The organism is Thauera sp. AutoDN2 (assembly GCF_051280715.1).
Classification (GTDB): domain Bacteria; phylum Pseudomonadota; class Gammaproteobacteria; order Burkholderiales; family Rhodocyclaceae; genus Thauera.
Map to the genome: position 1 here is coordinate 67171 of NZ_JBNCAR010000007.1, position 25352 is coordinate 92522.

The 25352-nt window shown below is 68.7% G+C and carries 21 protein-coding genes and 1 riboswitch; of the genes, 5 read left to right on the top strand and 16 right to left on the bottom strand.

Annotated elements, in window-relative coordinates:
* The first annotated feature begins 7 nt into the window (after positions 1–7).
* Positions 8–421, top strand: coding sequence for a Na+/H+ antiporter subunit G (locus tag ACPT9U_RS06290; protein ID WP_418364297.1), 414 nt, complete (start codon positions 8–10; stop codon positions 419–421).
* 84 nt (positions 422–505) lie between these two features.
* Positions 506–1594, top strand: coding sequence for a pseudouridine synthase (locus ACPT9U_RS06295; protein ID WP_435750255.1), 1089 nt, complete (start codon positions 506–508; stop codon positions 1592–1594).
* Positions 1595–1599: 5 nt separating this feature from the next.
* Here ACPT9U_RS06295 and mnhG read toward each other — a convergent pair whose 3' ends face one another.
* The 13 genes from mnhG to ACPT9U_RS06360 form a co-directional block, all read right to left on the bottom strand.
* Positions 1600–1992, bottom strand: a complete 393-nt coding sequence (mnhG, locus tag ACPT9U_RS06300) for a monovalent cation/H(+) antiporter subunit G (RefSeq protein WP_418364295.1) — start codon at positions 1990–1992, stop codon at positions 1600–1602.
* Positions 1989–2357, bottom strand: coding sequence for a monovalent cation/H+ antiporter complex subunit F (locus tag ACPT9U_RS06305; protein ID WP_435750256.1), 369 nt, complete (start codon positions 2355–2357; stop codon positions 1989–1991). Before ACPT9U_RS06305 ends, mnhG begins: the two co-directional genes overlap by 4 nt.
* Positions 2354–2893, bottom strand: coding sequence for a Na+/H+ antiporter subunit E (locus ACPT9U_RS06310; protein ID WP_435750257.1), 540 nt, complete (start codon positions 2891–2893; stop codon positions 2354–2356). The genes ACPT9U_RS06305 and ACPT9U_RS06310 overlap by 4 nt, the downstream gene beginning before the upstream one ends.
* Before the next feature lie 2 nt (positions 2894–2895).
* On the bottom strand, positions 2896–4389 hold the full coding sequence (locus ACPT9U_RS06315) for a proton-conducting transporter transmembrane domain-containing protein (protein WP_435750258.1): 1494 nt from the start codon (positions 4387–4389) through the stop codon (positions 2896–2898).
* A complete protein-coding gene (locus tag ACPT9U_RS06320; protein ID WP_435750259.1) occupies positions 4386–4796 on the bottom strand; it encodes a sodium:proton antiporter in 411 nt (136 codons plus the stop codon). The genes ACPT9U_RS06315 and ACPT9U_RS06320 overlap by 4 nt, the downstream gene beginning before the upstream one ends.
* Position 4797: 1 nt before the next feature.
* Positions 4798–7524 carry a hydrogen gas-evolving membrane-bound hydrogenase subunit E gene (gene mbhE / locus ACPT9U_RS06325; RefSeq protein WP_435750260.1) on the bottom strand — a complete coding sequence of 909 codons (2727 nt, stop codon included), beginning with the start codon at positions 7522–7524 and terminating at the stop codon, positions 4798–4800.
* 180 nt (positions 7525–7704) lie between these two features.
* Entirely contained in the window at positions 7705–7917 is a 213-nt protein-coding gene (locus tag ACPT9U_RS06330; RefSeq protein WP_418364289.1) for a hypothetical protein, read from the bottom strand.
* A 187-nt stretch (positions 7918–8104) separates the two neighbouring features.
* Positions 8105–9304 carry an ABC transporter permease gene (locus tag ACPT9U_RS06335; protein ID WP_435750261.1) on the bottom strand — a complete coding sequence of 400 codons (1200 nt, stop codon included), beginning with the start codon at positions 9302–9304 and terminating at the stop codon, positions 8105–8107.
* Positions 9305–9315: 11 nt separating this feature from the next.
* Positions 9316–10524, bottom strand: coding sequence for an ABC transporter permease (locus tag ACPT9U_RS06340; protein ID WP_435750262.1), 1209 nt, complete (start codon positions 10522–10524; stop codon positions 9316–9318).
* The gene (locus ACPT9U_RS06345; protein WP_418364286.1) at positions 10521–11240 is read right to left on the bottom strand and encodes an ABC transporter ATP-binding protein; all 720 of its coding nucleotides are present in this window, start codon (positions 11238–11240) and stop codon (positions 10521–10523) included. The genes ACPT9U_RS06340 and ACPT9U_RS06345 overlap by 4 nt, the downstream gene beginning before the upstream one ends.
* A 25-nt stretch (positions 11241–11265) precedes the next feature.
* Positions 11266–12414: an efflux RND transporter periplasmic adaptor subunit gene (locus ACPT9U_RS06350; RefSeq protein WP_435750263.1), complete on the bottom strand. Its 1149-nt coding sequence runs from the start codon at positions 12412–12414 to the stop codon at positions 11266–11268.
* 13 nt (positions 12415–12427) lie between these two features.
* Positions 12428–13318 (bottom strand): restriction endonuclease, encoded by an 891-nt coding sequence (locus ACPT9U_RS06355; protein WP_435750264.1) that lies wholly within the window; start codon positions 13316–13318, stop codon positions 12428–12430.
* Positions 13319–13747: 429 nt separating this feature from the next.
* Positions 13748–15481 (bottom strand): glutamine--tRNA ligase/YqeY domain fusion protein, encoded by a 1734-nt coding sequence (locus ACPT9U_RS06360; protein WP_435750265.1) that lies wholly within the window; start codon positions 15479–15481, stop codon positions 13748–13750.
* A gap of 157 nt (positions 15482–15638) precedes the next feature.
* Here ACPT9U_RS06360 and crcB point away from each other — a divergent pair, with 157 nt between their 5' ends.
* Positions 15639–16022: a fluoride efflux transporter CrcB gene (gene crcB / locus ACPT9U_RS06365; RefSeq protein WP_418364283.1), complete on the top strand. Its 384-nt coding sequence runs from the start codon at positions 15639–15641 to the stop codon at positions 16020–16022.
* Between the two features lie 111 nt (positions 16023–16133).
* On the top strand, positions 16134–16799 hold the full coding sequence (locus tag ACPT9U_RS06370) for an OmpA family protein (protein WP_418364282.1): 666 nt from the start codon (positions 16134–16136) through the stop codon (positions 16797–16799).
* Positions 16800–16937: 138 nt separating this feature from the next.
* On the opposite strand, the gene ACPT9U_RS06375 is transcribed toward ACPT9U_RS06370, so the two are convergent.
* The 3 genes from ACPT9U_RS06375 to thiD all read right to left on the bottom strand — a co-directional run bounded on the left by ACPT9U_RS06375 (position 16938) and on the right by thiD (position 23291).
* Positions 16938–20240, bottom strand: a complete 3303-nt coding sequence (locus ACPT9U_RS06375; protein ID WP_435750266.1) for an SNF2-related protein — start codon at positions 20238–20240, stop codon at positions 16938–16940.
* A gap of 143 nt (positions 20241–20383) precedes the next feature.
* Positions 20384–22315, bottom strand: a complete 1932-nt coding sequence (thiC, locus tag ACPT9U_RS06380) for a phosphomethylpyrimidine synthase ThiC (RefSeq protein ID WP_418364280.1) — start codon at positions 22313–22315, stop codon at positions 20384–20386.
* Between the two features lie 82 nt (positions 22316–22397).
* Positions 22398–23291 (bottom strand): bifunctional hydroxymethylpyrimidine kinase/phosphomethylpyrimidine kinase, encoded by an 894-nt coding sequence (gene thiD, locus ACPT9U_RS06385; RefSeq protein ID WP_435750267.1) that lies wholly within the window; start codon positions 23289–23291, stop codon positions 22398–22400.
* Positions 23285–23380, bottom strand: a riboswitch (TPP riboswitch). (Overlaps the previous gene by 7 nt.)
* A 96-nt stretch (positions 23381–23476) precedes the next feature.
* On the opposite strand from thiD, the gene ACPT9U_RS06390 reads away from it, so the two are divergent.
* Positions 23477–25264 (top strand): surface-adhesin E family protein, encoded by a 1788-nt coding sequence (locus ACPT9U_RS06390; protein WP_435750268.1) that lies wholly within the window; start codon positions 23477–23479, stop codon positions 25262–25264.
* The last annotated feature ends 88 nt before the right edge of the window (positions 25265–25352 follow it).

The window sequence follows — 25352 nt, forward strand, 5'->3', positions numbered from 1 at the left end:
GCGCGGCATGGACTTCATCGTCGAACTGGTGGTGTCGGTGCTGATCGTGCTGGGGGGCATCTTCGCCCTCGTCGGCTCGGTCGGCATGGTCAAGCTGCCTGATCTGCTTACCCGCCTGCACGCGCCGACCAAGGCCACCACCCTGGGTGTGGGGGGGGCGCTGGTGGCGTCGATGGTCTTCTTCGCCGGCCTCGAGGGCAGGTTGTCGATCCACGAGGTGCTGATCACCGCCTTCCTGTTCCTGACCGCGCCGATCAGCGCGCACTTCATCGCCAAGGCCCATCTGCACGAATACCCCGAGCTGCGCGAGGATCTCCCGGATACCGGGCGGCCGCTGGGCTGGAGCACCTTCGAGCGCATGCCTGACGAAGACGAGGTGACAGAGGAGACGGAGGACGACCGCCACGCGGCGCATCACTGAAATTGAACACGCGCCCCGGGGCGGGCGTGTGTAGCGTTGAATGCGCGATAATGACGGCTCGCACATGCCCGTCCGGGGATCATCTTGAGCACCCAACGCAGAAAAACACCCCAGCCCGTACCCACCCGCGTCTCCGGCACGCTCGGATTGCCCGCGCGCAAGCCTGCCGAAAGTGATGTGACCACGCCCCCCGCGCGCCAGCCCGGCGCGGGTGAGGCGCAGGGCGGGCCGGCACGCAAGCCCGCGCGCCCGCGCGACGAAGCGCCGCCGCGGCCACGTGACACGAAGCCGGCCCGCCCGCGAGAAGAGGTGCCGCCCCGCGCACGCAACGGGAAGCCCGCCCGTCCTGTGCAAGCGCGGGGAAGCCGCCCGCCGGCCCAAGTGGCCTCGGTGCCCGCCCGCGGGGCGGCCGCTCCGCAGCCGCGCGCTACCACCGACGTCGCCGAAGGCGTGCGCCTGTCCAAGGTCATGGCCGAACGCGGTATCTGCTCGCGTCGCGAGGCGGACGAATTCATCGCACGCGGCTGGGTCTTCGTCGATGGCCGCCGCGTGTCCGAGCTCGGCACCCGCATCGACCCGGACGCGCGCGTCACGCTCGCCCCCGAGGCCACGCGCACCCAGCAGCAGCGCGTCACCATCCTGCTGCACAAGCCGGTAGGGTACGTGTCCGGTCAGCCCGAACCCGGCTACGCCCCGGCGGCGAGCCTGATCGGCCCTGACAACCAGTTCGACCGCGACACCGCACAGCGCTTCCACCCCAGCCATCTGAAGAACCTCGCGCCGGCCGGCCGGCTCGACATCGACTCCACCGGCCTGCTCGTGCTGACCCAGGATGGGCGCGTGGCTCGTCAGCTGATCGGTGACCATTCGAGCGTGGACAAGGAGTACCTGGTGCGCGTCGAGGGGCAACTGGCCCCGGATGGACTGGCGCTGCTCAACCACGGTCTTTCGCTGGACGACCGCCCGCTGCGCCCGGCCCAGGTCGAGTGGCTCAACGCGGATCAGTTGCGCTTCGTGCTGCGTGAGGGGCGCAAGCGTCAGATCCGGCGCATGTGCGAGCTCGTGGGCCTGAAGGTCGTCGGGTTGAAGCGGGTGCGCATCGGCTGCGTGAAGCTCGGCGACCTTCCGGTCGGCCAGTGGCGCTTCCTGCGCGACGACGAGCGCTTTGCCTGAGGCGCTCAGCGCTTGCCCGCCGTCGGCGGCGCTGAAGCGGCCGGGTTTCCTTCGGTGTGTCCGTTGCCATCCTCGTCGGCCAGCGCATCCCCCAAGGGGCCCGTCGCCGGAGTGATTCCCGCGCGATGCGCAGCGCGCGCCATCGCGTGCGCGGCCAGCGGTGCGGTGGCGAGCAGGATCGCCATCGCGAACAGCGCCGCGAGCGCGAAGGCGCCTTCGCTCGCGGCTGCCACGCCGGCCAGGATCAGTGCCGTGCCCAGTGCGCCGGCCTTGCTCGCCGCATGCATCCGCGTGTAGCTGTCGGGCAGGCGCAGCACCCCGATCGCCCCGATCAGGCCGATCAGAGCACCCAGCAGCAGCAGGACCGACGACAGCCAGGGCAGGAATCCGTTGCTCATCGCATCCTCTCCCGGTCGGGGGGCGCAGCGACGGTCTCGTCTGCCGCGGGTTTGCGGTCGTTCCAGGTCACCACCTCGTCCGGCCCGCGGCCGCGTCGGCGGAAGAGCAGGATGAAAGCCGCCGTGCCCAGGAAGGACATCAGCGCCAGTACCACCGCTGCATCGAGCAGCATCGGCTGGCCTGTGGCAAGGGCGAAGAGCGCGATTGCGGCGATCGCGAGCATGGTCAGTGCATCGATCGCCACCACCCGGTCGGCGGCGCGTGGGCCGCGGATCAGGCGCACCAGCACCAGCGCCGCACTCAACGCCAGCAACGTGAAGCTCAGCGGCAGCATCCAGACCGCACCGGCAATGATCGTGCTCATCTCGGGCCTCTCATCGCCTGATCCTCGTCTTTTTTCCGCTCCGTGTGACGTTCCACTGCAGGTACCTCACCGGCCTCGAGCCAGCGCAGAAGGCGGCGCTCGATCTCGCGTACGCCTGCTTCGACCTCGGTGGCGCTGCGTGCGTCGAGCGCGTGGATGAACATGTGACCGGTGTCGGGACGGTACTCCAGCGCCATCGTCCCCGGCGTGAGCGTGAGCAGGCAGCCGAGCAGGGTGGCGAAGCGCTCGTCCTGGCGTGCGAGCACCATCGATACCACGGCGGGCTGTGGCGTCACGCTGCGCGCGAACACGATGCGCGCCACACCGAGGCTTGCGCGGAAGACTTCGCCGATGAACCAGAACACGAAGGCCGTGCCGATCTCGAGCCGGCGCAGATAGTGCCGCAGCCCGAGGAGGTCGATCGCGAGCCGCAGCGCCACGTAGATGACGAGGAATGCTGCACAGACCCCCAGCGGGCTCAGCGCGTCAGCGTAGGCAGCGAGACCTGCGGCAAGCAGAAGATGAAGGCCGAGCATGGTCATCGCCCTCCCGCGCGGATCACGGCGTCGATGTAGCCCAACGGCGTGCTGAGCTGTTCGGCCGCGGCCACCGCGTAGTCCATCACCGGCCCCGCGGCCAGGCCGATCAGCACGGTCATGGCTGCCAGCACACTCACCGCCCACACCGCGGGCTGCAGCCCGGCAGCGCTGCGTTCGCCTTCCCGGCCCGCTGGATGTGGTTTGAGGAAGGCCTCGTTCCAGATCTTGCTCATCGACAGCAGTGTGAAGATGCCGGTGACCAGCGCCACCGCGGCGGCGATCCACGCGCTCGTCTCCAGGCTCGCCTTGACCAGCACGAACTTGGCCCAGAAGCCCGACAGCGGCGGGATGCCGGCGAGCGATAGCGCGGGAATCGCGAACAGCAGCGCCAGCCACGGCGCGCGTGCGTACAGCCCGCCCATCGCCGCGAGCCGCTCCGAGCCGGTCAGGCGCGCGGCGATGCCGCCGATGAAGAACAGGTTGGCCTTCACCACGATATGGTGGATGAGGTAGAACACCGCCCCGGCGAGCGCGAGCGGGGTGGCCAGCGCCAGGCCCAGGATCATGTAGCCGACCTGGCTGACGATGTGGAAGGACAGGATGCGCCGCACCTCGGTCTGAGCTGCGGCGCCAAGCACGCCGATCAGCATGGTTGCGCACGCTACCCACAGCAGCACCTCGTGGGCGACGCCTGCGTCCGGCCAGAACAAGGTCACGATGCGGATCAGCGCATACACGCCAACCTTGGTGAGCAGGCCGGCGAACAGCGCCGATACCGGCGTCCATGCCACGTGGTAGGACGCCGGCAGCCAGCCGAACACTGGGAACAGCGCGGCCTTGATCGAGAACGCCGTCAGCATCAGCACCACCGCTGCATGCGCTGTGATCGGTACCTCTCCGGCCGCAAAGGCCCGCGCCAGCAGCGCCATGTTGAGACTGCCGGTGGCGCCGTAGAGTATGCCGGCCGCGAGCAGGAACATCATCGTCGCTACCAGGTTGAGCACCACGTACACCACCGTGCCCGACAACCTGCGCTTGCCGCCGCCCAGCACCAGCAGCGCGAAGGAGCCGACCAGCAGTACCTCGAACCATACGTACAGGTTGAACACGTCGCCGGTGATGAAGGCGCCGCACACGCCCACCAGCAGACCATGTACCAACGGGTGGAAGTCGCGGCAGCGCGCCGGGTCTTCGTCGTGCGCGAGCGCAAACACCAGCGTCGCCAGACCGACGATGCCGGTGATCGCCACCATCACCGCCGAGAGGCGGTCAACCACGAGGGTGATGCCGTACGGCGCCGCCCAATCGCCCGCCTGGGTGGCGAGGATGTGGCCCTGCGCGGCGAACCACACCAGGGCAAGACCGGCAGCGGTGAGCGCCACCGCCCCGGTCAGGCTCAGCGCCTTGACCAGCGCCGGCGCGCGGCGCGCGAGCAGGGTCGCGACCAGGGTGGCGAGCGGGATCAGCAGCGGCGAGACGATCAGCGCGTTCATCGCTCGCCTCCATGGTCCGGTACCGAACCCCGGTCGGATTTCGGCACGGGCAGGTCGGGCGCCGTCTCCTCGGCGACGGCGGTGATGCGATCGGTCTCGACCTTGTCGTGCTCCTCCCAGCTACGCTTGAGCACGGCGAGCGCGAACACGAAGAGCGCGAAGCCGATCACGATCGCGGTGAGCACCAGCGCCTGTGGCAGCGGGTTGGCCGCGAGCGCGGGCGCGCCCGCCTCGGTGACGAATGCGGCGGCGCGGCCGTCGAGCCGGCCGGTGGAGAACACCGCCAGGTTCACCCCGTTGCCCAGCACCACGATGCCCAGCACCACGCGCAGCAGCCCGCGGTCGAGCAGCATCCACACCCCGATGGCAACGAGCAGGCCGGCGGTGAACGCAGCGACGATTTCCATCTCAGGCCTCCCGCTCGAGCAGACGGAGCAGCATGTGCAGCACCGCGCCGAGCACGGTGAGATACACGCCGACATCGAACAGCAGCGGCGTGCCCAGCGGCAGCCCGCCCGGGAACACCCAGTTGCCGGTGAGGAAGGGCTGGCCCTGTGTGAGCGCGATCACCCCTGCGCCTGCGGCCACCGCAAGGCCTCCTGCCAGCAGCGCCACCGGCGCCACGCGCAGCAGCGCGCGCGCACGGTCCACGCCGAAGGCCAGCGCCAGCATCACGACCGCACCTGCCGCCACCAGCCCGCCGATGAAGCCGCCGCCCGGCAGGTTGTGGCCGCGCCACAGCAGCATCAGCGACACCAGCGCGAGCACCGCCGACAGGGGCAGAATGCCCTGCCGCAACAGCACCGAACCGAACTCGGCGCTGCCTTCGCGCGCCCCGGCGCCGGGTTTGCCCGCGCCGAGCAGGCTGGCCGCCGCCAGCGCCGCAAGACCCACGACGAGGATCTCGCCGAGTGTGTCGAGCGCGCGGAAGTCGACCAGGATCACGTTCACCACATTGGCACCCTGCCCAGCGGGCAGGCTGTTGGCCAGATACCACTGCGCGATGTCGCCGGGCAGGGGTTGACTCATGGTCATCAGCATCATGGCCGTGACCACGCTGCCGAACACGATCGCGATCACCGCATGGAAGCGCTTCGCTGCCGGCTTGCGAGAGCCCACCAGGCGGGTCGGCGGCAGGCGGCGCAGGACGAAGGCGAGGAAGATCACCGTCAGCGTCTCCACCATGAGCTGGGTGATGGCCACGTCTGGCGCACGCGCGGCGAGGAAGAACATCGCCATGCCGAGGCCGCTCGCGCCCAGCGTGGCGACCAGGGCCACGCGGCCTGACATCACCGCCGCGGCTCCGGCGCCGGCGACCGCGAGCACGCAGCCGACGAGGGCGGCGGGGTTGATCGGGCTCGTGGCCTGTGGCCACGCGAACAGACCGTCGGTCGAGGCCGATAGGCCGATGAGCGCGAAGCCTGTGGTCGCGACCACCAGCACAGCCACATGTTGCCGCAGCGAGCCGTGCTGGAAGCGGTCGGCCACGCCGCTGGCGAAGACGAAGACGCGCTTGAGCAGTCGGTCCCACACCATGTCGCCACTCACCCGCCACAGCACCCGCCACAGCGACAGGCGCCGGCGCAGCCGGGTACGCTGCAGGTAGAAGAACACCCCGAGCGCCACCGTGACCAGGCTCGCCAGCAGGGCCGGCGTGACGCCGCCCCACAGGTACAGCTTCACCGGCACCGCTGCGCTCGACACCGCCTGCACCGCGGCGTCGATCAGCCACACCTCGGCGAGGTTGTTGAAGGCACCGAACACGAAGCCGCCCACCGCGAGCAGCATCGGCCCGAGCCACATCGGCAGGCTGGCTTCGTGTGGCGTATGCGGATAGTTGCCCTCCTTGCCCAGGAAGGTGCGCACGAAGACGACGCCGGCTGCGGTGAGCAGCAACGCATTGGTGAGGATCATCACCGCGGTGGTGATCCAGCCCGCGAGCCCGAGCTCGATCAGCCCCGCGTACTTGAACTCCTTGGCGATGAAACCGAAGAAAGGCGGCAGGCCCGCATTCGAGAACGCCGCCAGCGCAACCGCGAAGCCGGTGAGCGGCATGTAGCGCATCAGGCCACCCAGGCGGGCGATCTGCCGTGTGCCGGTGGCGTGATCCACCGCGCCCACCGCCATGAACAACGCCGCCTTGTAGAAGGCGTGCGCCACCAGGTAGATCGCGAAGGCCTGCAGGCCATAATGCGTGTTGGTGCCGAGCAGCATCGTGAGCTGGCCGAGCACGGTGACCGTGGTATAGGCGAGCACGCGCTTGAGGTCGGTCTGGCGGATCGCCAGCACCGCGCCCACGAGCGCGGTGGCGGCGCCGACGGTGATCAGGATCGTGCTCCACGCGATCGAGTCGCCCAGGGTCGGGTTCAGGCGCGCGAGCAGATACACCCCGGCCTTGACCATGGTCGCCGAGTGCAGGAAGGCCGACACCGGCGTGGGTGCCGCCATGGCGTTGGGCAGCCAGAGGTGGAAGGGCAACTGCGCCGACTTGGTGAAGGCGCCGAGCAGCACCAGCGCGAGGATCGCCGGGTAGAGCGCATGGCCGGCGATGGCCTCGCCCGACAGCCCCGAGAACTGCCAGCTGCCGCCGGCGATGCCGAGCAGCACCAGGCCGGCGAGCAGTGCGAGGCCGCCGCCCCCGGTAATCAGCAGCGCCTGCAGGGCCGCTCGGCGCGACTCGCCCTTGTCGTGCTGGAAGGCGATGAGCAGGAAGGAGGTGACGCTGGTCAGCTCCCAGAACACGAACATCGCGATGAGGTCGTCCGAGAGCACCAGGCCCAGCATGGCCGCCATGAAGGCGAGCAGATAGGCGTGGAAGCGGCCGAGATGATGATGGTCCGACAGGTAGGCGCCGGCGTAGAGGACGATCAGGGTGCCGATGCCGGTGATCAGCAGGGCGAAGAGCAGGGACAGGCCGTCGAGCCGGAAGGAGAGTTCGACGCCGAGCGCCGGCACCCAGGGCAGCGTCTGTTCGAGCACGCCGCCACCAGCGACGTCCCCCATCAGGACGAGGAAATGGACGAAGCAGGCAAGGGGCGCAATCGCCAACACCCACGCCGCCCGGCTCTGCAGGCGCGCGGTGAAGGCTGGTGCGAGTAGCGCGGCCAGGCCGATCAGGCCTATGCTCGCGAGCACGTCTCACCCCCGCGGATCGGCGTCATGTCATGGTCCCCTTGCGAAAAGGGCGTCGTCACGCTGCGTGCGACGCCCGATTGTGCTTTTGGGAGTAATGACCGGCGCGGGGACTTTCAGGTTCCGTCAAGGTTTTCCCGAAGTGCGATCAGTGGATCACTGCGTGGTCGATCACGTCGGCGATCAATGCACCGGCGCGTGACGTGGCTGGCCGTCGCGGCGGATCTCGGGGTGCGTTTCGTACAGGCCGCTCTGGCGTGCGAAGCAGGCGGCGAGCGGACATGCCTGACCCGGCGGGCAGCCGTGTTCGCAGGCGCATTCGCGGCGGGTTTCGTCCAGCAACACCATCTGGTGCATGGTTTCGCAACGGGCGATGGGGGCGTCGAATGTACACATGATGGTCTCCTGTCCTGGCGCACGGTCTCATGGGCTGTTTCCCTGAAGAACCGTGACTTATTTCACGGATTGCTCGCTTCCAATCTAGATGGCCGCGCCGCTTGATGCGCCTGGAATCTGAAGAAAGCTTGACCAAAGTCAACGAGTCGCAAGGTTTGCGCCGATGCATCGTTTGCGCGGCGCGCGCTCACTCGGCCCGCAACGCCTCCACTGCGTCCAGCCGAGCCGCGCGTCGCGCCGGCAGCACGCCCGCCGCGAGCCCCACCACCAGCGCCACCACTTCGGCGGCGAGCGCGAACTGCCAGGGCGTTGCCACCGGCATTGCCGGCACTGCGAGGCCGACGAGTTGCGCCAGCCCCGCCCCGGCAGCCAGCCCCAGCAGGCCGCCGATGCCGGAGAGCACCACCGCCTCGCCGAGGAACAGCGTGAGGATGGTGCGTCGCCGCGCCCCCAGGGCCACGAGCAGGCCGATCTCGCTGGTGCGTTCGGTGACGGCGATGCTCATGATGGTCACGATGCCTACGCCGCCCACCAGCAGCGAGATCCCGCCCAGCGCGCCCACCGCCGCGGTGAGGATGTCGAGGATGTTCGACAGCGTCGCGAGCATGTCCTCCTGGGTGATGATGGTGAAGTCCTCCTGGCCGTGGCGCGCGGTCATGAGTCGGCGAACAGACTCCGCCACCCGCGCCGCGGGTATGGCCTCCTCGTAGGTGAGCGCGATCTCCATGACGCCGTCGCGGCGGAACAGCGACATGCCGCGCGCCACCGGGATGTAGGCTGCGTCGTCCAGGTCGATGCCGAGGAACTGACCCTTCTCTTCCATGATGCCGATCACGCGGAAGCGCTCGTCGCCGATCTGCACGCGCTCGCCGAGCGCATTGGCGTTTCCGAACAGTTCGCGCTTGAGCTTGGCGCCCAGCACCACGAAAGCGCGCGCCGTGGCCGCATCGTCCGCGGGCAGGAACTGGCCGACGCGGGCGCGCATGGTGTAGACCTCCTGCATCTGCGGCCCCACGCCGAGCACCATGGTGCGCCGCACCCGACCCTGCGCGCGCACCTCGGCGTTGCCGCTGACCGAGGCGGTGACGTGGCGCACGTTGGGCAGGCGGGCGAGCGCGTCGGCATCGTCGAGAGTGAGCTCGCGCGCGGTCGAGGGCAGGCCGGGCGGTCCGCCGCGCGCACCCTGGCGCCCTGGGTTGATGCTGAGCACGTTGGTGCCGAACTGGCTGAACTCCGCCAGCACGAAGCGGTGCAGGCCCTCGCCGATCGACGTGAGCAAGATCACTGCCGCGATGCCGACGCCGATCCCGAGCAGGGTCAGGAAGCTGCGCAACTGGTGCGCGGTGAGCGCACGCAGCGCAAGGTGGAGGGCGTCCTGCCAGCGCATCGTCGTCGGCCTCAGCGCTTGGACAAGGCCTGCACGGGGTCGAGCCCCGCGGCGCGGCGCGCCGGCAGCACGCCGAACAGCGCACCGGTGATGAGCGCCGTCGCCAGCGCCGCCGCCACCGCCCAGTCGGGCGGCCACGCGGGCAGCATCGGCCACGCCGTGCGCACGCTCCAGGCGCCCGCGTGGCCGAGCGCAAAGCCGCTGACGGCGCCCGCGAGCGACAGCAGCACCGCCTCGGCCAGGAAGGCGTGGCGGATGGTTGTCGTGCGCGCGCCCAGCGCCTTCAGCAGGCCGATCTCTGCGGTGCGCTGGGTGACGGCGACCAGCATCACGTTCATGACCAGGATGCCCGCCACTGCGAGGCTGATCCCTGCGATGCCGGCGACCGCGAGCGTGAGCGCGCCGAGGATGCGGTCGAAGGTGCCGAGCATGGCGTCCTGCGTGATCACGGTGATGTCGAGCTCGCCGTCGCGGCGCGTTCGCAGCAGTTCCTCGATCTGGTCCTGGGCGGGCGCGAGGGCGCTGCGCTCGGTGGTCTCGACGAAGATGCGGAACAGGCCGCTGGTGTCGAACATGGCCTGTGCGGTGGCGACCGGCACCAGCACGAGCTCGTCGGTGCTCATCCCCAGTCCGCGGCCGGCGGGCGCGAGTACGCCGATCACGCGCAGGCGGTTGTCGCCGATGCGGATCATGCGTCCGACTGCGGCCTGGTGGCCGAAGATCTCTACGCGGATCGCGTCGCCGATCACGGCGACCGCCCCCGCACGGTCGAAATCGGTGCGCGGCAGGAAGCTCCCCTGCGCGAGCGCCAGCCCGCGCAGGTCGAGAAAGTCCGCGCTCGTGCCGAGCACCATCACCTCGCGCAGCCGTCCTGCGGCGGCGATCTCGGAGTTGCCCACCGCGAGCGGCGCCACGCGGCGCACCAGCGGCAGGCGGGCGAGGGCGGCAGCGTCGTCGTTGGTGAGGTCGCGCGGGGTGCTGGTGACGAAGCTGCCGGCGCTGACGCCGCCGGTCTCGGTGCGCCCGGGAAGCACGATGAGCAGGTTCGCCCCGAGCGCGGCGAACTCGTCGACGACGTAGCGGCGCGCGCCTTCACCCAGCGCGGTGAGCACCACCACCGCGGCCACGCCGATGGACATCGCGAGCATCATCAGCGCAGTGCGCAGCGGGTAGGCGGTGGCCGCGCGGGTGGCGAAGCGCAGGGTGTCGGCGGGGTTCATGCGGGACGCCCGTCGCGCCTGTCGTGCCCGTCATGCTCCTCGCGCTCGTCGTGGACCAGGGCGCCGTCCTCCATCATCAGCCGTCGTCGCGCGCGCTCGCCCATCGTGGGGTCGTGGGTGACGACGATGAGCGTGGTGCCGGCGGCGTTGAGCGACTCGAGCAGGGCGGTGACTTCCTGCCCGGTGGCGCGGTCGAGGTTGCCGGTGGGTTCGTCGGCGAGCAGCAGCGCCGGGCGCATGATGGTGGCGCGCGCGATGGCGACGCGCTGGCGCTGGCCGCCGGAGAGTTCGTCGGGCCGGTGGTGGGCGCGCCCTTCGAGGCCGAAGTCGCTGACGGCCTGCGAGACGCGCACCCCGCGCTCGACGGCGGGCACGCCGGCGAGCACCAGCGGCAGGCCGATGTTCTCGGCGGCGGTGAGGCGGGGGACGAGGTGGAAGCTCTGGAACACGAAGCCGATGCGCGCGCTGCGCACGGCGGCCTGTTCGTCGGCCGAGAGCGTGGTGACGTCGCGGCCTTCGAGCCGGTAGGCGCCGGCGTTGGGGCGGTCGAGCAGACCGAGCAGGTTCAGCAGGGTGGACTTGCCCGAGCCGGATGGGCCCATGACCGAGACGTACTCGCCGGCCTCGATGCGCAGCGTGAGGTCGCGCAGGGCATGAACCTCGCTGTCGCCGAGCTTGAAGATGCGGTCGATGTGGTCGAGTTCGATCTGGGGCATGGGCTCGGGCCGTTGGCGTTCGTCGTCACCCTGCCGGTGCGGCGCGAACGACCACCCTGGCGCCAGTGATCACCCCCTCGCGCTCCAGTGAAGTCACCACGCGTTCTCCCTCGGCGATTCCCGACACCACCTCGGTGAACGCCCAGTTCGACACGCCCGTCTCCACGGTGCGCTCCGCCAGCACGTCGCCCTCCACCACCAGCACCCTGCCACCCTCGCGCAAGGCCCCGGTCGGAATCCGCAGCACGTCCGAGCGCGTCGCCAGCACGATCTCCACGTCCGTGCTGTAACCGACCAGCAGCCCGCGCGCCTCGTCCGGATTCACGAAATCCACATCCACCGCCACCGTGCGCGCCTGCTTTTCCACCGCGGTGATGTAGGGCGCCACGCGCCGCACCGTGCCCGCGAACACCTTGTCGGGCATGGCCTCGAGGGTGATGCGCACCGGGAGCCCGGGCTGGATCTTCGGGGCGTCGATCTCGTCCATCGGCGCCTTCACGTACAGGCAGGAATCGTCGATCAGGTCGATCGCCGGCGGCATCGGCACGCCGGGGGGCGAGGGCGTGGCGTATTCGCCGAGCTCGCCACTGATGTTCGCGACCGTGCCGGCGAAGGGGGCGACCAGCACCAGGCGCTGGCGTTCGGTCTCGGTGGCGGTGAGCTGGGCCTCGGCGGTGGCGACGTCGGCCTGTGCGGTGTCGCAGGCGGCGCGGCGGGCGCGGGCTTCGGTGCGCGCCATGTCCTCGGCGCTCGCCGAGACGAAGCCACGCTTGCGCAGCTGCGCCTGGCGCGCCGCCTCGCGCGCTGCGTTGGCCGCCATCGTGCAGACCTCCTGCACGCGCTGGCGCGTGGTGGCCAGTTGCGCGCGGGCGACCGCCGCACGCGCGTCGAGGTCACCGTGCCACAGTCGCATCAGCACCTGTCCCGCTTCGACCCGATCGCCTTCCTGGACCCCCAGCCACTCGATCCGCCCGCCGGCGATGGTCGCCATCTTTGCGCGCTGGCAGGACTCCACCTCGCCCGCGCGGGTGTTGGTCAGCGTGGCCTCGACCGTGCCGCGGGCCACCGCGTGCACCACCACCTCGACGGGCTTGGGGCGGGTCATCCACCACCCCCCGGCGCCCACCAGTGCGGCGAGCAGTGCGAGCAGGAGGAGGCGGCGCAGGGCTTTCATCGAGAAGGTGGGTTCAGAGGTCGTCGAAGAAGTCGGTGTCGAAACGCTTCAGCTCGATTCTGCGCTTCACCGATACCCCGACGTTGTGTTCGACGGCGAGCCGGGCGAGCTCCTCGCCGTCGATCAGCACCAGTCGGAGGTGAGGCAGCTCGACTGCACGCCTCGCGTCCTGGGTAAATCGACTTGTGGTGACGAAAACGCCGCGGTTCGCACCATGCTTGGCGAGGGCGCCGAGGAACCCGTTGATGTCCGGCCCGCCCACCGGTGCGTCTGCCCATCGCTTCGCCTGTAGGTAAATCCGGTCGAGCTTGAGTCGATCCTCGTAGATCACGCCGTCGATGCCTCCGTCGCCGGAGCGCCCGGTCACTTCGCCGACGCCATAACCCATCGCAGCCAGGAGGCGGACGACGAAGCGCTCGAAACTCGCCGGGTTGATCGAGCGAAGCTGCGTGAGAACTTCCTGCTCGAGTGCGTCCTGGATCTCTGTCAGCGTTTCGTCGATCCGCTCTTCCGGGGTCAGTGCCTCGTCTGCTCTTGCATCGACCGCCTCCGTCGCGTTGGGTGCAGTGGTGGCCTTCCAGCTTCCCATCCCGCGTGCTTCGAAGTATTTACGATCGAGCTGGAGGGGGAGCTCAGGTAGCTGGTTGCGGCCCTTGTCCGAGATCCTGAACAAGCCACGACCGCAGCTTTCGATGAGCCCTGTCTTGTTGAGATCGCTTTTCGCCCAGCCGACCCGGTTCAGGTAGCGCGGATAGCCGCTGGGGAGGGTTTCAGCCAGATCCTCGTCGCTGAGCTGCAACTGTTCTGCCAGCTCTTGTGACGCTTCTCGCAGGTTGCGAGGATGTCCGTCGGCGACGAGGTCGAGCAGGGGGCGAATGAGTTCGTGGTACTTCGGGACGGTCATTGTGGGGATGCCTCAAGCCTGCGCGAGGGATGCGTGCGTGGAGTTCCTTCCGGGGCTGCGGAACTCGCTTCGCTCGGACAGTCCTCGCCTCTCCAGGAACACCACGCACGCATCCAGGAACCGCTTTCGCCGTCCGATCGGAAGGAAAGGTTTCATCAGGATCCTGTTATGGGCCGATGGAACCCCATGGCGTGAGCCGGGGATGTGTGGGGTGTTCCTGGCGCAGGCGAGGACTGTCCGAGCCCGAAGGGCGAGTTCCGCAGCCTGCAGAAGGAATGCCCCGCGCAGTCCCGGCGGCTTCTTCGCGCCGGGCGTGGTCAAGGAAGTCTGCCCGAGCCGCGCAAGGTCGCTGACACGACCCGCGCGCGAGGCGGCCATCGTATCGGTCGAGCCCTTCGTCGCCATCCTCGCTCTCCTCTCGGGCCTGATCTACTTTCCGCCCTTGGCCCACGAGTCCTTCAGCGTCACCGTGCGGTTGAACACCGGCGCGCCGGGTTTCGAATCCACCCGGTCGGCCACGAAGTAGCCGTGGCGCTCGAACTGGAAGTGCTCCTCGGGCTGGGCATCCTTGAGCGCTGCTTCCAGATACGCGGTGATGACGCGCTTGCTGTCGGGGTTGATGTCGGTGAGGAAGTCGCGCTCGAAGTCGGGCGCGTCGCCCTCGCGGCGCTGGCCGGGGTGCGGGTGGGCGAAGAGGCGGTCGTAGATGCGTACCTCTGCCTCGTAGCCGTGCGCCGCCGACACCCAGTGCAGGTTGCCCTTGACCTTGTAGTTGTCGGCGCCCGGGGTGCCGGACTTGGAGTCGGGCATGTACTCGGCGAGCACCGCGGTGACGTTGCCGGCGGCGTCCTTCTCGCAGCCGGTGCACTTCACCACGAAACCGTAGCGCAGGCGCACCATGTTGCCGGGATACAGGCGGTGGAAGCCCTTGACCGGCTCTTCCATGAAGTCATCACGCTCGATCCACAGCTCGCGCGAGAACGGCATGTCGCGCTTGCCCAGTTCGGGCTTGAGCGGGTGGTTGGGCGCCTGGCACAGCTCGGAGGCACCTTCTTCATAGTTCGTGATGACCAGTTTCAGCGGGTCGAGCACCGCCACCCGGCGCTCGGCGGCTTCGTTGAGGTCGTCGCGCATGCATTCTTCGAGCACGCTCATGTCGATCCACGAGTCGGCCTTCGACACCCCGATGCGCTCTGCGAAGCGGCGGAAGCCGGCGGCGGTGAAGCCGCGGCGGCGGGCGCCGACGAGCGTGGGTAGCCGGGGGTCGTCCCAGCCGGCGACGTGGCCTTCATTCACGAGCTGGATCAGCTTGCGCTTGGAGAGCACCACGTAGGTGAGGTTGAGGCGGGCGAACTCGATCTGCTGCGGCAGCGGGCGTGGGAAGTGGCCTGCGCTGGCGAGCGCGTCGAGCAGCCAGTCGTAGAAGGGGCGCTGGTCCTCGAACTCGAGCGTGCACACCGAGTGGGTGATGTTCTCGATCGCGTCCTCGATCGGGTGGGCGAAGGCGTACATCGGGTAGATGCACCACGCGTCGCCGGTGCGATGGTGGGTGGCGTGGCGGATGCGGTAGATCGCCGGGTCGCGCAGGTTGATGTTGGGGCTGGCCATGTCGATCTTCGCGCGCAGGATGTGCGTGCCTTCAGCGAACTCGCCGGCGCGCATGCGCGCGAAGAGATCGAGATTCTCCTCGACGCTGCGCTCGCGGTAGGGGCTGTCCTTGCCCGCCTCGGTCAGCGTGCCTCGGTTGGCGCGCATCTCCTCGGCCGACTGCGAGTCCACATAGGCCTTGCCAGCCTGGATCAGGCTGATCGCGCAGTCGTGCATGCGGTCGAAGTAGTCCGAGGCGAAGTACAGGTGTTCGCCCCACTCGAAACCCAGCCATTGCACCGCCTCGAGGATGGCGTCGACGTACTCCTGCTCTTCCTTCTCGGGGTTGGTGTCGTCGAAGCGCATGTGGCAGGCGCCGCCGTAGGCCTCGGCGAGGCCGAAGTTCAGGCAGATCGACTTGGCGTGGCCGTAGTGCAGGTAGCCGTTGGGTTCGGGCGGGAAGCGCGTCTCGACGCGGCCGCCCCATTTCGCCGTACGGATGTCCTCGTCGATGATGTTGCGGATGAAATTGGATACGACGGGCGCTTCGGCGGCAGGGTTCTTTTCGGGTTTCATCGGGGTGTGCGGGAAGGAGGAAAAATCGGCCTGGGGCCGGTTTCGGGCATGCGCTGATTGTAGCCGATCGACCGTTCGTGTTCCGGCGGTGCGTTCCGGACTGGTTAGAATCGCAAGGTGCGGGTGCATGGCCTGCGTGTTCTGGGGAGGGCGGGTGATGAATCTCGCGGCATTCGCTGCGGTGGGGGTGGGCGCGGCCTGCGGCGCGTGGCTGCGCTGGGGACTCGGGCTGTGGCTCAATCCGGTGTTCGCACTGGTGCCGCTCGGCACACTGGCGGCGAACCTGTTGGGCGGCTTGCTGATGGGGCTTGCGCTGGCGGCGGTGCAGGCCTGGCCGACGATGACGCCGGCGTTGAAGCTATTGCTTACGACCGGGTTGCTCGGCGGACTGACGACCTTCTCGACCTTCTCGGCAGAGGCCTTTCATCTCTTGCAGCGCGGCGCGCTCGGCTGGCTGGGTGCGCACCTGCTGCTGCATGTGCTCGGCTCGGTGCTGATGACCTGGGTCGGTTTTTCGCTGTTCAACGCGCTGCGCGCCTGAGCCGCTCGCATCCAGGCGCCGCCGTCATGTTCTGTTGCATTCGGATGGGCTAGAGTGAAAGCGCGAAGCGGCCATAATTCGTATTCCCGCAGCTCAACGGAGGCAAACAACATGAAAAAAGTCATCATCACCTTTTCCGCAATCACGCTCGCCATGGGCGGGCTGTCGGGTTGCGCGAACATGACGGAAACCCAGCGTGACGCCAGCGTTGGCGCAGGCATCGGGGCGGTGACGGGTGCGATCATCGGACGTGCCACTGCGGGTGGCAACAAGAGCAAGAGCACGGCGACCGGCGCAGCCGTTGGCGCGGCGATCGGGGCCGCGGGCGGCTACCTGTGGTCGCAGAACATGCAGAAGCAGCGTGCCGAGATGGAGCAGGCCACCGCGGGTACCGGTATCGGCATCAGCCAGACGGCCGACAACCAGCTCAAGGTGGATATCCCCTCGGATGTCTCTTTCGACGTGGGCCGGTATGACATCAAGCCGAACATGCGTCCGGTGCTCGACCGCCTGGCCGCTACGTTGAATCAGCACCCCGTGACCACGGTGTCCATCATCGGTCACACCGACAGCACCGGCTCCGACGCCATCAACAACCCGCTTTCGGTGAATCGTGCCGCGGCGACCCGTGACTATCTGGTCATGCGCGGCGTTTCGGCGCAGCGCATCGCGGTCGATGGCCGGGGCTCCTACCAGCCAGTGGCCGACAATGCGACCGCAGCAGGGCGGGCGATGAACCGCCGCGTGGAGATCTTCATCGCAGAACCGGCGCGCTAAGCGTTCGGGACGCGACGAGCCCGGCCTGGGTCCGCCCGGCCGGGTTTTTTGCGCCTGTGGCAGCGACTCCTTGGGAATGAGCCGCGAGGTCGGGCTGTCCGCGAGCCCGCCCGTCATGATCGGACAGCACGCGCCCTGTCAGCGGGCCGGGGCTGGCAGCGGCGCAAGCAGGGCGGCGATATCCGACTCGCCGAACTTTGCCAGCGCATTCGCATCCTCCGAGAGCACGCCCTCGGCCAGCGCGGCCTTCTTCTCCTGCAGGGCGAGGATCTTCTCCTCGATGCTGCCCGCGCACACCAGCTTGAACACGAACACCGGTTTGTCCTGTCCGATGCGATGGGCGCGGTCGGTGGCCTGGTTTTCCGCCGCCGGATTCCACCACGGATCGTAGTGGATCACGGTGTCGGCGGCGGTCAGGTTGAGTCCCACGCCGCCCGCCTTTAGGCTGATCAGGAACACCGGCACGCGGCCCTTCTGGAAGTCTTCGACCGGAATGCGGCGGTCGCGGGTGTCCCCGGTCAGTGCGACCCAGCCGATCTTCGCCTTGTCGAGCTCGGTGGCGATCAGGCTCAGCATGGTGGTGAACTGCGAGAACACCAGAATGCGTCGGCCCTCGTCGATCAGTTCGGGCAGCATGTCCATCAGCAGGTCGAGCTTGGCCCGCTCCTTGACGCGTGCGGCGGCGGGGGACTTGAGGAGGCGCGGGTCGCAGCACACCTGGCGCAACTTCAGTAGCGCATCGAGGATCACGATCTGGCTGCGCGCAAAGCCCTTGCCCGTAATCTCGGCGCGCACCTTCTCGTCCATGGCTGCGCGTACCGTCTCGTACAGGTCGCGCTGGCCGCCCTCCAGGCCCACGCTGCGCACGATGATGGTCTTGGGCGGAAGCTCCGTGGCGACGTCTTCCTTGCGCCGGCGCAGGATGAACGGGCGCAGGCGGGCGGCGAGCAGGTCGCGGCGCACGGTGTCGCCGTGCTTTTCGATCGGCGTGCGCCAGGTCTGGGTGAACTGCTTGTGCGTGCCGAGGAAACCCGGCAGCAGGAAGTCGAACTGCGCCCACAGTTCGCCGAGGTGATTCTCCAGCGGCGTGCCGGTGAGGCCCAGGCGATGGCGGGCCTTGAGCTGGCGGATGACTTGCGCGCCCTTGCTGGCGGCGTTCTTCACCGTTTGTGCCTCGTCGAGGATCAGCAGGCTCCACTCGCGCGCCTGCAACTGCTCGGCGTCGCGCCACAGCAGCGGGTAGGTGGTGAGCGCGATGTCGATCTTCTCGCTGTCCTTGCCGTCCGCGTCCAGTTCGTCGAAGCGTGCGTGGCGGTCGGCGCCGTGCAGGTTCAGCACGTTCAGCTCTGGGGCGAAGCGCTCGGCTTCGGCCTGCCAGTTGAACACCAGCGAGGTCGGCAGGATCACCAGTGCGGGTGCGTCGAGTCGGCCGGCGTGCTTCTCGGTGAGCAGGTGGGCGAGCGTCTGTGCGGTCTTGCCCAGGCCCATGTCGTCGGCAAGGATGCCGGCGAGGTCGTGGCGCACCAGGTGCTGCAGCCAAGCCAGGCCCTCGAGCTGGTAGGGGCGCAGTTCGGCGCGGAAGCCTTTCGGCGGATTCACCGCCTCGATGCCCGCGGCGTCGCGCAGGCGGCTGGTGAGCCTGGAAACCAGATCGTGGCCGCGGCCGGGCAGGTCGAGGTCGGCCAGGCGTGTGGCATCGAGCTTCGAGAGCCGCCAGTCGTGGTCTGGCCGGTCGAAGAGGTCGACCAGCGCGCGCACCAGCGGCTTTACCCGCCCGGCGCGGATGCGCAGGCGGCCGAGCGTCTCGTCCTCGAGGATCAGCGCCTCGTGGTCGTCGATGTCGTCCAGCCTGCCTGAGAGCCAGCGTGGGTCGTGGGCGAACAGGCCGGCGAGCAGCGGTGCAAGCGGCAGGGATTTGCCGTCCACCTCGATGCCGGGCGACAGGCCCAGCCAGCCGTCCTCGTGCTCGTCGATGTCGAGCATCAGTGCGTCGATGTCGATGGCGTTGTGGCGGAAGTCGGCTGGGAACGCGATCTCCCAGCCTTCTGCGCGCAGCGTCGGCACGGCGCCGGCCATGAAGGTCGACCATTCCGCCTCGCTTGCCAGGCCGAGTGCATCGGCCGGCAGGGGGCCGAAGCTGGCCTGCACCGCGCCGGGCGGAATGCGGGTGAAACCGGCCGCCGCAAGCCGCTGTGCGGCGGTGCGCTCGGCGGCCTCGTCGCGAGTGAGGCGGGCGCTGCGGCCGTCGGGCAAGGGGTGGAAGAGGCTGGCGTCGCCTGCTTCCACCGTCAACGGCCCGTAGCGGAAAGCGAGCAGCGCGAGATCGAGCACATAGGTACCGTAGGCGGCGTAGCTGCGATAGCGCACCTGGAGCACCGGGCGCGATTCCAGGCGCAGCACCGGCACCGGCACACCGCCGAGCTCGATTGGCGGCTCGCCGCGCAGGGTCGGTACGGGCAGGGCAGGGGCTACGTCGGCAAGCGTTTCGGCGACCAGCTCGGATTCAGCCTGAGTCAGCGGCGGCAGCCACAGCATGCGCTGCACCAGTTCGGCAGGCACTTCGAGCGTGACCGGGCCGGCGCTTGCCGTGGCGACGTCCACGTACCAGAGTGGCAGCAGTGGCAGGACGTGGTCGGCAGCGGGCTCGATCTTGAGCGTTGGGGCGCGCAGGCCGTCGGCGGTGAGCGTCCAGTCGGGTGTGCCCGGGCGCGGCTCGCCCGCGTTCAGTACCGGGCCAGCGAGGCGGTCGTAGTGTGCGCGACCGCTGGCGAGCAAGGCCGCCATCAGCTCGGCGCTGTGCTTGCCGTCCAGCATCACACCTTCATTGAGCATCGGGCGGCCGCGCGGACGGTGTGCCCACAGCAGGCGCAGAACCTCATGGTCGTCCTCCGCGACGAAGGCGGGCGGAGCCTGCAGCGCGCGCTCGATGTTGCTCCAGCGCTCGTGCTGGCGGATCTGTCCCTGCTGGTCGAGGCGCACCTTGTAGCAGAGGACGCGGTAGTCGCTGCTGTAGGCATCGGGCTCGATGACGTAGTGCAGCGCGTGCAGCGTCTTGTTCGTCCTGGTCGTGTCCGTGCCTCCGGGGCCCAGCGCGCGGGCCGCCTGGCGAAAGCCTTCGACCCAGGCCCGCACCTGCTCCCGCGGGCGCTCGGGGCGGCCGCGCTGGTGCAGCCACACCAGCATCATTGCCGCCACGTGCTTGCAGTCGTAGCCCATCGGACAGGTGCATGTGCTGGTGAGCGCGGGGCGCCCGGCTTCCTCGAGGACGTTCGCATACACGTTGTAAGGCGTGCGCTGCCGGCCCTTCACCAGCGCCGACACCTCGCCGCCCTCGGCCGAAAGCGCACTCACCCGGCTCAGGTAGCCCAGCCCCTTGGCCACGGTTTCCATGCCGAGCTGGGCGATCAGATCATCCTGGGTGAAACGGTCGAGCGGGGTCATCGGCGAAGGGCAGGCCCGAGGCGGGCGCGAGCGGAAAACCCGTCAGTTTACACGCCGGATGCAGATGCTGGCGCTTGATGCACGGCAAAACCCGACGGGCCGCATGTTGCGGGCCGTCGATGCTCAAACGGCGGCGAGCGGCATCACACGTTGCGATACACCTCGGCCCCGCTCTTCACGAACTCGATCGACTTCTCCTCCATGCCCTTCTTGAGCGCCTCGGCCTCGTCGATGCCCTGCTGGGCGGCGAAGTCGCGCACGTCCTGGGTGATCTTCATCGAGCAGAAGTGCGGGCCGCACATCGAGCAGAAGTGCGCCACCTTGGCCGAGTCCTTGGGCAGGGTCTCGTCGTGGAATTCCTTCGCCTTGTCGGGGTCGAGGCCGAGGTTGAACTGGTCCTCCCAGCGGAACTCGAAGCGCGCCTTGCTCAAGGCGTTGTCGCGGATCTGCGCGCCGGGGTGGCCCTTGGCGAGGTCGGCGGCATGCGCGGCGAGCTTGTAGGTGATGATGCCTTCCTTGACGTCCTGCTTGTTGGGCAGGCCCAGGTGCTCCTTGGGCGTCACGTAGCACAGCATCGCGGTGCCGTACCAGCCGATGGTGGCCGCGCCGATGCCGCTGGTGATGTGGTCGTAGCCCGGGGCGATGTCGGTAGTGAGCGGGCCCAGGGTGTAGAAGGGCGCTTCCTTGCACCACTCGAGCTGCAGATCCATGTTCTCCTTGATGAGCTGCAGCGGCACGTGGCCGGGGCCCTCGATCATGACCTGCACGTCGTGGCGCCAGGCGAGCTCGGTGAGCTCGCCCAGGGTCTTGAGCTCGCCCAGCTGCGCCTCGTCGTTGGCATCGTAGATCGAGCCCGGGCGCAGGCCGTCGCCGAGGCTGAAGGCCACGTCGTAGGCCTTCATGATCTCGCAGATGTCCTCGAAGTGGGTGTAGAGGAAACTCTCCTTGTGATGCGCCAGGCACCACTTGGCCATGATCGAGCCGCCGCGGCTGACGATGCCGGTCATGCGGTTGGCGGTCAGCGGCACGTAGCGCAGCAGCACGCCGGCGTGGATGGTGAAGTAGTCCACGCCCTGCTCGGCCTGCTCGATCAGGGTGTCGCGGAAGATCTCCCAGGTGAGGTCTTCGGCCTTGCCGTTGACCTTCTCCAGGGCCTGGTAGATCGGCACCGTGCCGATCGGCACCGGGCTGTTGCGGATGATCCACTCGCGGGTCTCGTGGATGTTCTTGCCGGTGGAGAGATCCATCACCGTGTCGCCGCCCCAGCGGATCGACCAGGTCATCTTGTCGACCTCTTCGGCGATGCTGGAGGTGACCGCCGAGTTGCCGATGTTGGCGTTGATCTTGGTGAGGAAGTTGCGGCCGATGATCATCGGCTCGGACTCGGGGTGGTTGATGTTGTTCGGGATGATGGCGCGGCCGCGGGCGATCTCGTCGCGCACGAACTCGGGGGTGATCGTCGCCGGCAGGCTGGCGCCGAAGTTCTGGCCCGGGTGCTGGCGCAGCATCATTTCGGCCATCTTCTGGCCCTTGAGGCCGCCGCTGGCACGCAGCGAGGCGATGTACTGCTCGCGGTTGAGGTTCTCGCGGATGGCGACGTATTCCATCTCGGGGGTGATGATGCCGCGGCGGGCGTAGTGCATCTGCGTGACATTGCCACTGAGATTGGCCCCCGCCTTGGCGCGGCGCGGCTTGCGATGCAGGCCGGGGAAGCGCAACTCGTCCAGGCTCTTGTCGGCGGCGCGCTGGCGCCCGAATTCGGACGAAAGATCGGGCAGCAGCTCGGTGTCGGCACGCTCCTCGATCCACTGCTGGCGCAGCGCGGGCAGGCCGGAGCGGATGTCGATCTTCGCGGCCGGGTCGGAGTAGGGGCCCGAACAGTCATAGACGAAGATCGGCGGGTTCTGCTCGGCGCCGAAGGAGGCCGGGGTGTCGGCCTGCGAGATCTCGCGCATCGGCACGCGGATGTCGGGGCGTGAGCCCTCGACGTAGATCTTGCGCGAGTTGGGTAGCGGGGCGATCGCGGCCTCGTCGACATGGGCCTTGGCGGCGATGAATTTCTCGTTGGCGTTCATGCGGTCTCCTGGGGAGGGGGGAGCGTTGGTTATGTGCTGCCTGGGATGCATGCCGGCGGGCAGGCGCCGGCGGTGGATGCGCTCACCGCTTCCACAGTGCGTGGAAATGATGCACCGGTCCATGGCCGCTGCCGACCGCCAGCTCGCCCGCATGCGCGATCGCACCGAGCAACCATTGGCGTGCATGGCGCACCGCGGCTTCGACGGGACGGAACTGGCCCTCGGCCTGCGGCAGCAGTGCAGCGATCGCCGAGCTGAGCGTGCAGCCGGTGCCGTGCGTGTTCTTGGTGTCGATGCGCTGCGCCGGCAGTTCGACCATACGGTCGCCGTCGAAGAGTAGGTCGACCAGGTCGTCGCCGGGCAGGTGGCCGCCCTTCAGCAACACCCAGCGCTCGGAGGACAGCGGCAGCAGCTCGCGCAGGCGCTCGGCGGCGCGGTACATCTCCTTGACCGTGTCGGGCGCGCGCTGCTCGAGCAGCACGCCGGCCTCGGGCAGGTTGGGGGTGATCAGGAAGGCCTGCGGGAAGAGCGCCTCGCGCAGCGCCGAGATTGCGCTCTTCGCCAGCAGGCTGTCGCCGCTCTTGGCCACCATGACGGGGTCGAGCACCACGCGGGCGGCCTTCCAGTGCGCGAGGCGGTCGGCCACCGTGGCGGTGACCTCCGCACTGCCGAGCATGCCGATCTTGGTGGCGTGGATTGCGACGTCGGCGAACAGGGTGTCGATCTGCAGGCGCAGGAAATCGGTGGGCGGTACATGCACGCCGGTGACCGCCTGCGTGTTCTGCGCCGTGAGGGCGGCAACCACGCCGCAGCCGTAGGCGCCGAGCGCGGAGAAGGTCTTGAGGTCGGCGAATACGCCAGCGCCGCCACTTGGATCAACCCCGGCGATGGAGACGACGTTGGGGATGCGCGGTGGGACGGAGGAAGAAGCGGACGACGCGCTGCCGGTGGCAGCGGATGTTGCGGACGAGCTCATGAATTACGTTTCCCTACGCCGGTGCGAGCCGGATCAGGTTCCAAGGGTGTTTCTCAGCCCGTGCGCGGCGGGCACCCCTAACGAGAGCTGGGACGATACTGGATGCTCCCGGGCGTGGCAAGGTGCTCAAGATTTTGTGGAAAAGGTCGATTAGCATGATGAACATTCCGCATCCGCCTACGACGATGAGACCTTTCCGCTCGATCCTTGCCGCATTGCTGCTCGCCCAGGCTGCCGGAGCCGTGCAGGCTGCCGACTGGCAACTCGTGCTGAGCGACCGCAATCGCCGCGTCGAGATCGACCGTGGCAGCATCCTGACCTCGGATGGGGGCACGAAGATTTCCTGGGGACGGGTGGTGCTGACTACCGAAGAGGCGCGCGCCTCGGGGTACGCGATGATCAAGGCCCTGAATCGCTACGACTGTCGTAAGCGCAGCTTCACCACCATCAAGCGCGTGTATGTCGATGCCTTCGACAACATCGTGCGCGAGGAGTCGGTTGCGGACCAGACTTTCCTGGAGGTCGCGCGCGGTTCGGTCGATGAGCGCATGTGGCGCGAGGTTTGCGAGCCGCCCTCCGCAGCCGACCTGCAGAAGCTCGCCAGCGAGGCTGCAAGCGCCGCTGCCGCCCGGCAGGACGGGTCCGCCACGGCCGTGGCGCCTGTGGCAAAGCCTGCAGCGCCCGCGCAAGCGAAGCCGTCGGTCGCGGAAGGGGCGGGCGCTGCGGGGCGCGAGCGTGCAGGCAGCATCGCAGCGGCGCCCGAGACCCCGCCGGCCGCCTTGAAAACCGCAGCCGTGCCGACGGACGGAGGCGAGGTGGTGCCTGCCTTCGAAACCCATGTGGAGATTCCTGCCAAGTTCCTGCCCGGGGGGCAGGGCGCAGCTGCCGACAGTGCTCCGCGCACATCCATCCTCCCCCCGATCCCCACGCTCGCAGCCAAAGCGGAACGGCCACCCGAGCCTCCGGCCACGCAGGCGGTCCGTCCCCAGCCGCAGGTGGCCACTCCTTCGAAGGAATCGGGTCCGGTGACGGGGGTTTCAGTGGCCTCGCCGGCCGAAACCCGCAAGCCGTCCGCGCCGCCCCCGGCAGGTGCCCCTTCTGCGCCTGCGCGCAAGGCCGTGGCTGTGTCCCGTCAGGGTAGTCCGGCGCTCAGCGCGCGTGCGCGCGACGTGGCCCTGGCGGCGCCGCGCTCGCCGGCGGTGCGTCGAGATGCAGCGGCCGTCCCGGCAGAGCAGGATGCGATCGCCGACCTGCTCGCGCGGCAGGCCATCCGTCTTAGCGCGGTGGGCGAAGGCCAGCCGGGTTGGAGCTATGCAGGCGAGACCGGGCCCGAGCACTGGGGGCGCTTGCGGCCCGAGTGGCGCGTCTGCGAAGAGGGCAGGCGGCAGTCGCCGATCGACCTGCGTGACGGGCTTGCGGTGGATCTGGAGCCGGTCAGGTTCCACTACCATCGCAGCGGGTTCCGCATCCGCGACACCGGAAACCTGCTGCAGGTGGATGTTGGCAACGGCATGGGCGTGATCGTGCGTGGCGTGCGCTATGAGCTTGAGCGCTTCACGCTGCATCGCCCCTCGCAGGACCGGGTCGGTGGCATGGCGCACGACATGGCGGCCTATCTCGAGCATCGCAGCGCCGACGGGCGGCAGATGATCCTCTCGGTGCTGCTGTCCGCTGGGGGGGAGGAGCACCCCCTGTTTCGCACCTTGTGGGCCAACCTGCCGCTGGACCGCGGGCGTGCGTTCACGCCCGAGGCGGTGATCGACCTGGCGACGATGGTGCCGCAGGACCCCGGGCACTTCCTCTACACGGGCTCGTTGCCCACGCCGCCGTGCACGGAGGACGTGCTGTGGGTGGTAATGAAGACGCCGGTGCGGATCTCTGACGCCCAGCTCGACGTTTTTGCGCGACTCTATCCGCGCAACGGCCGTCCGATCCAGCCGGATAACGGCCGCCTCGTGCTCGAGTCGCGCTGAACGGGCCTTTGCGGCGTTACACTAACGCCGCTTCGTCGCGCAGGCCGGCCGCGGTGCCCATGCGGCATGCCTGCCTTGCATAGAGATC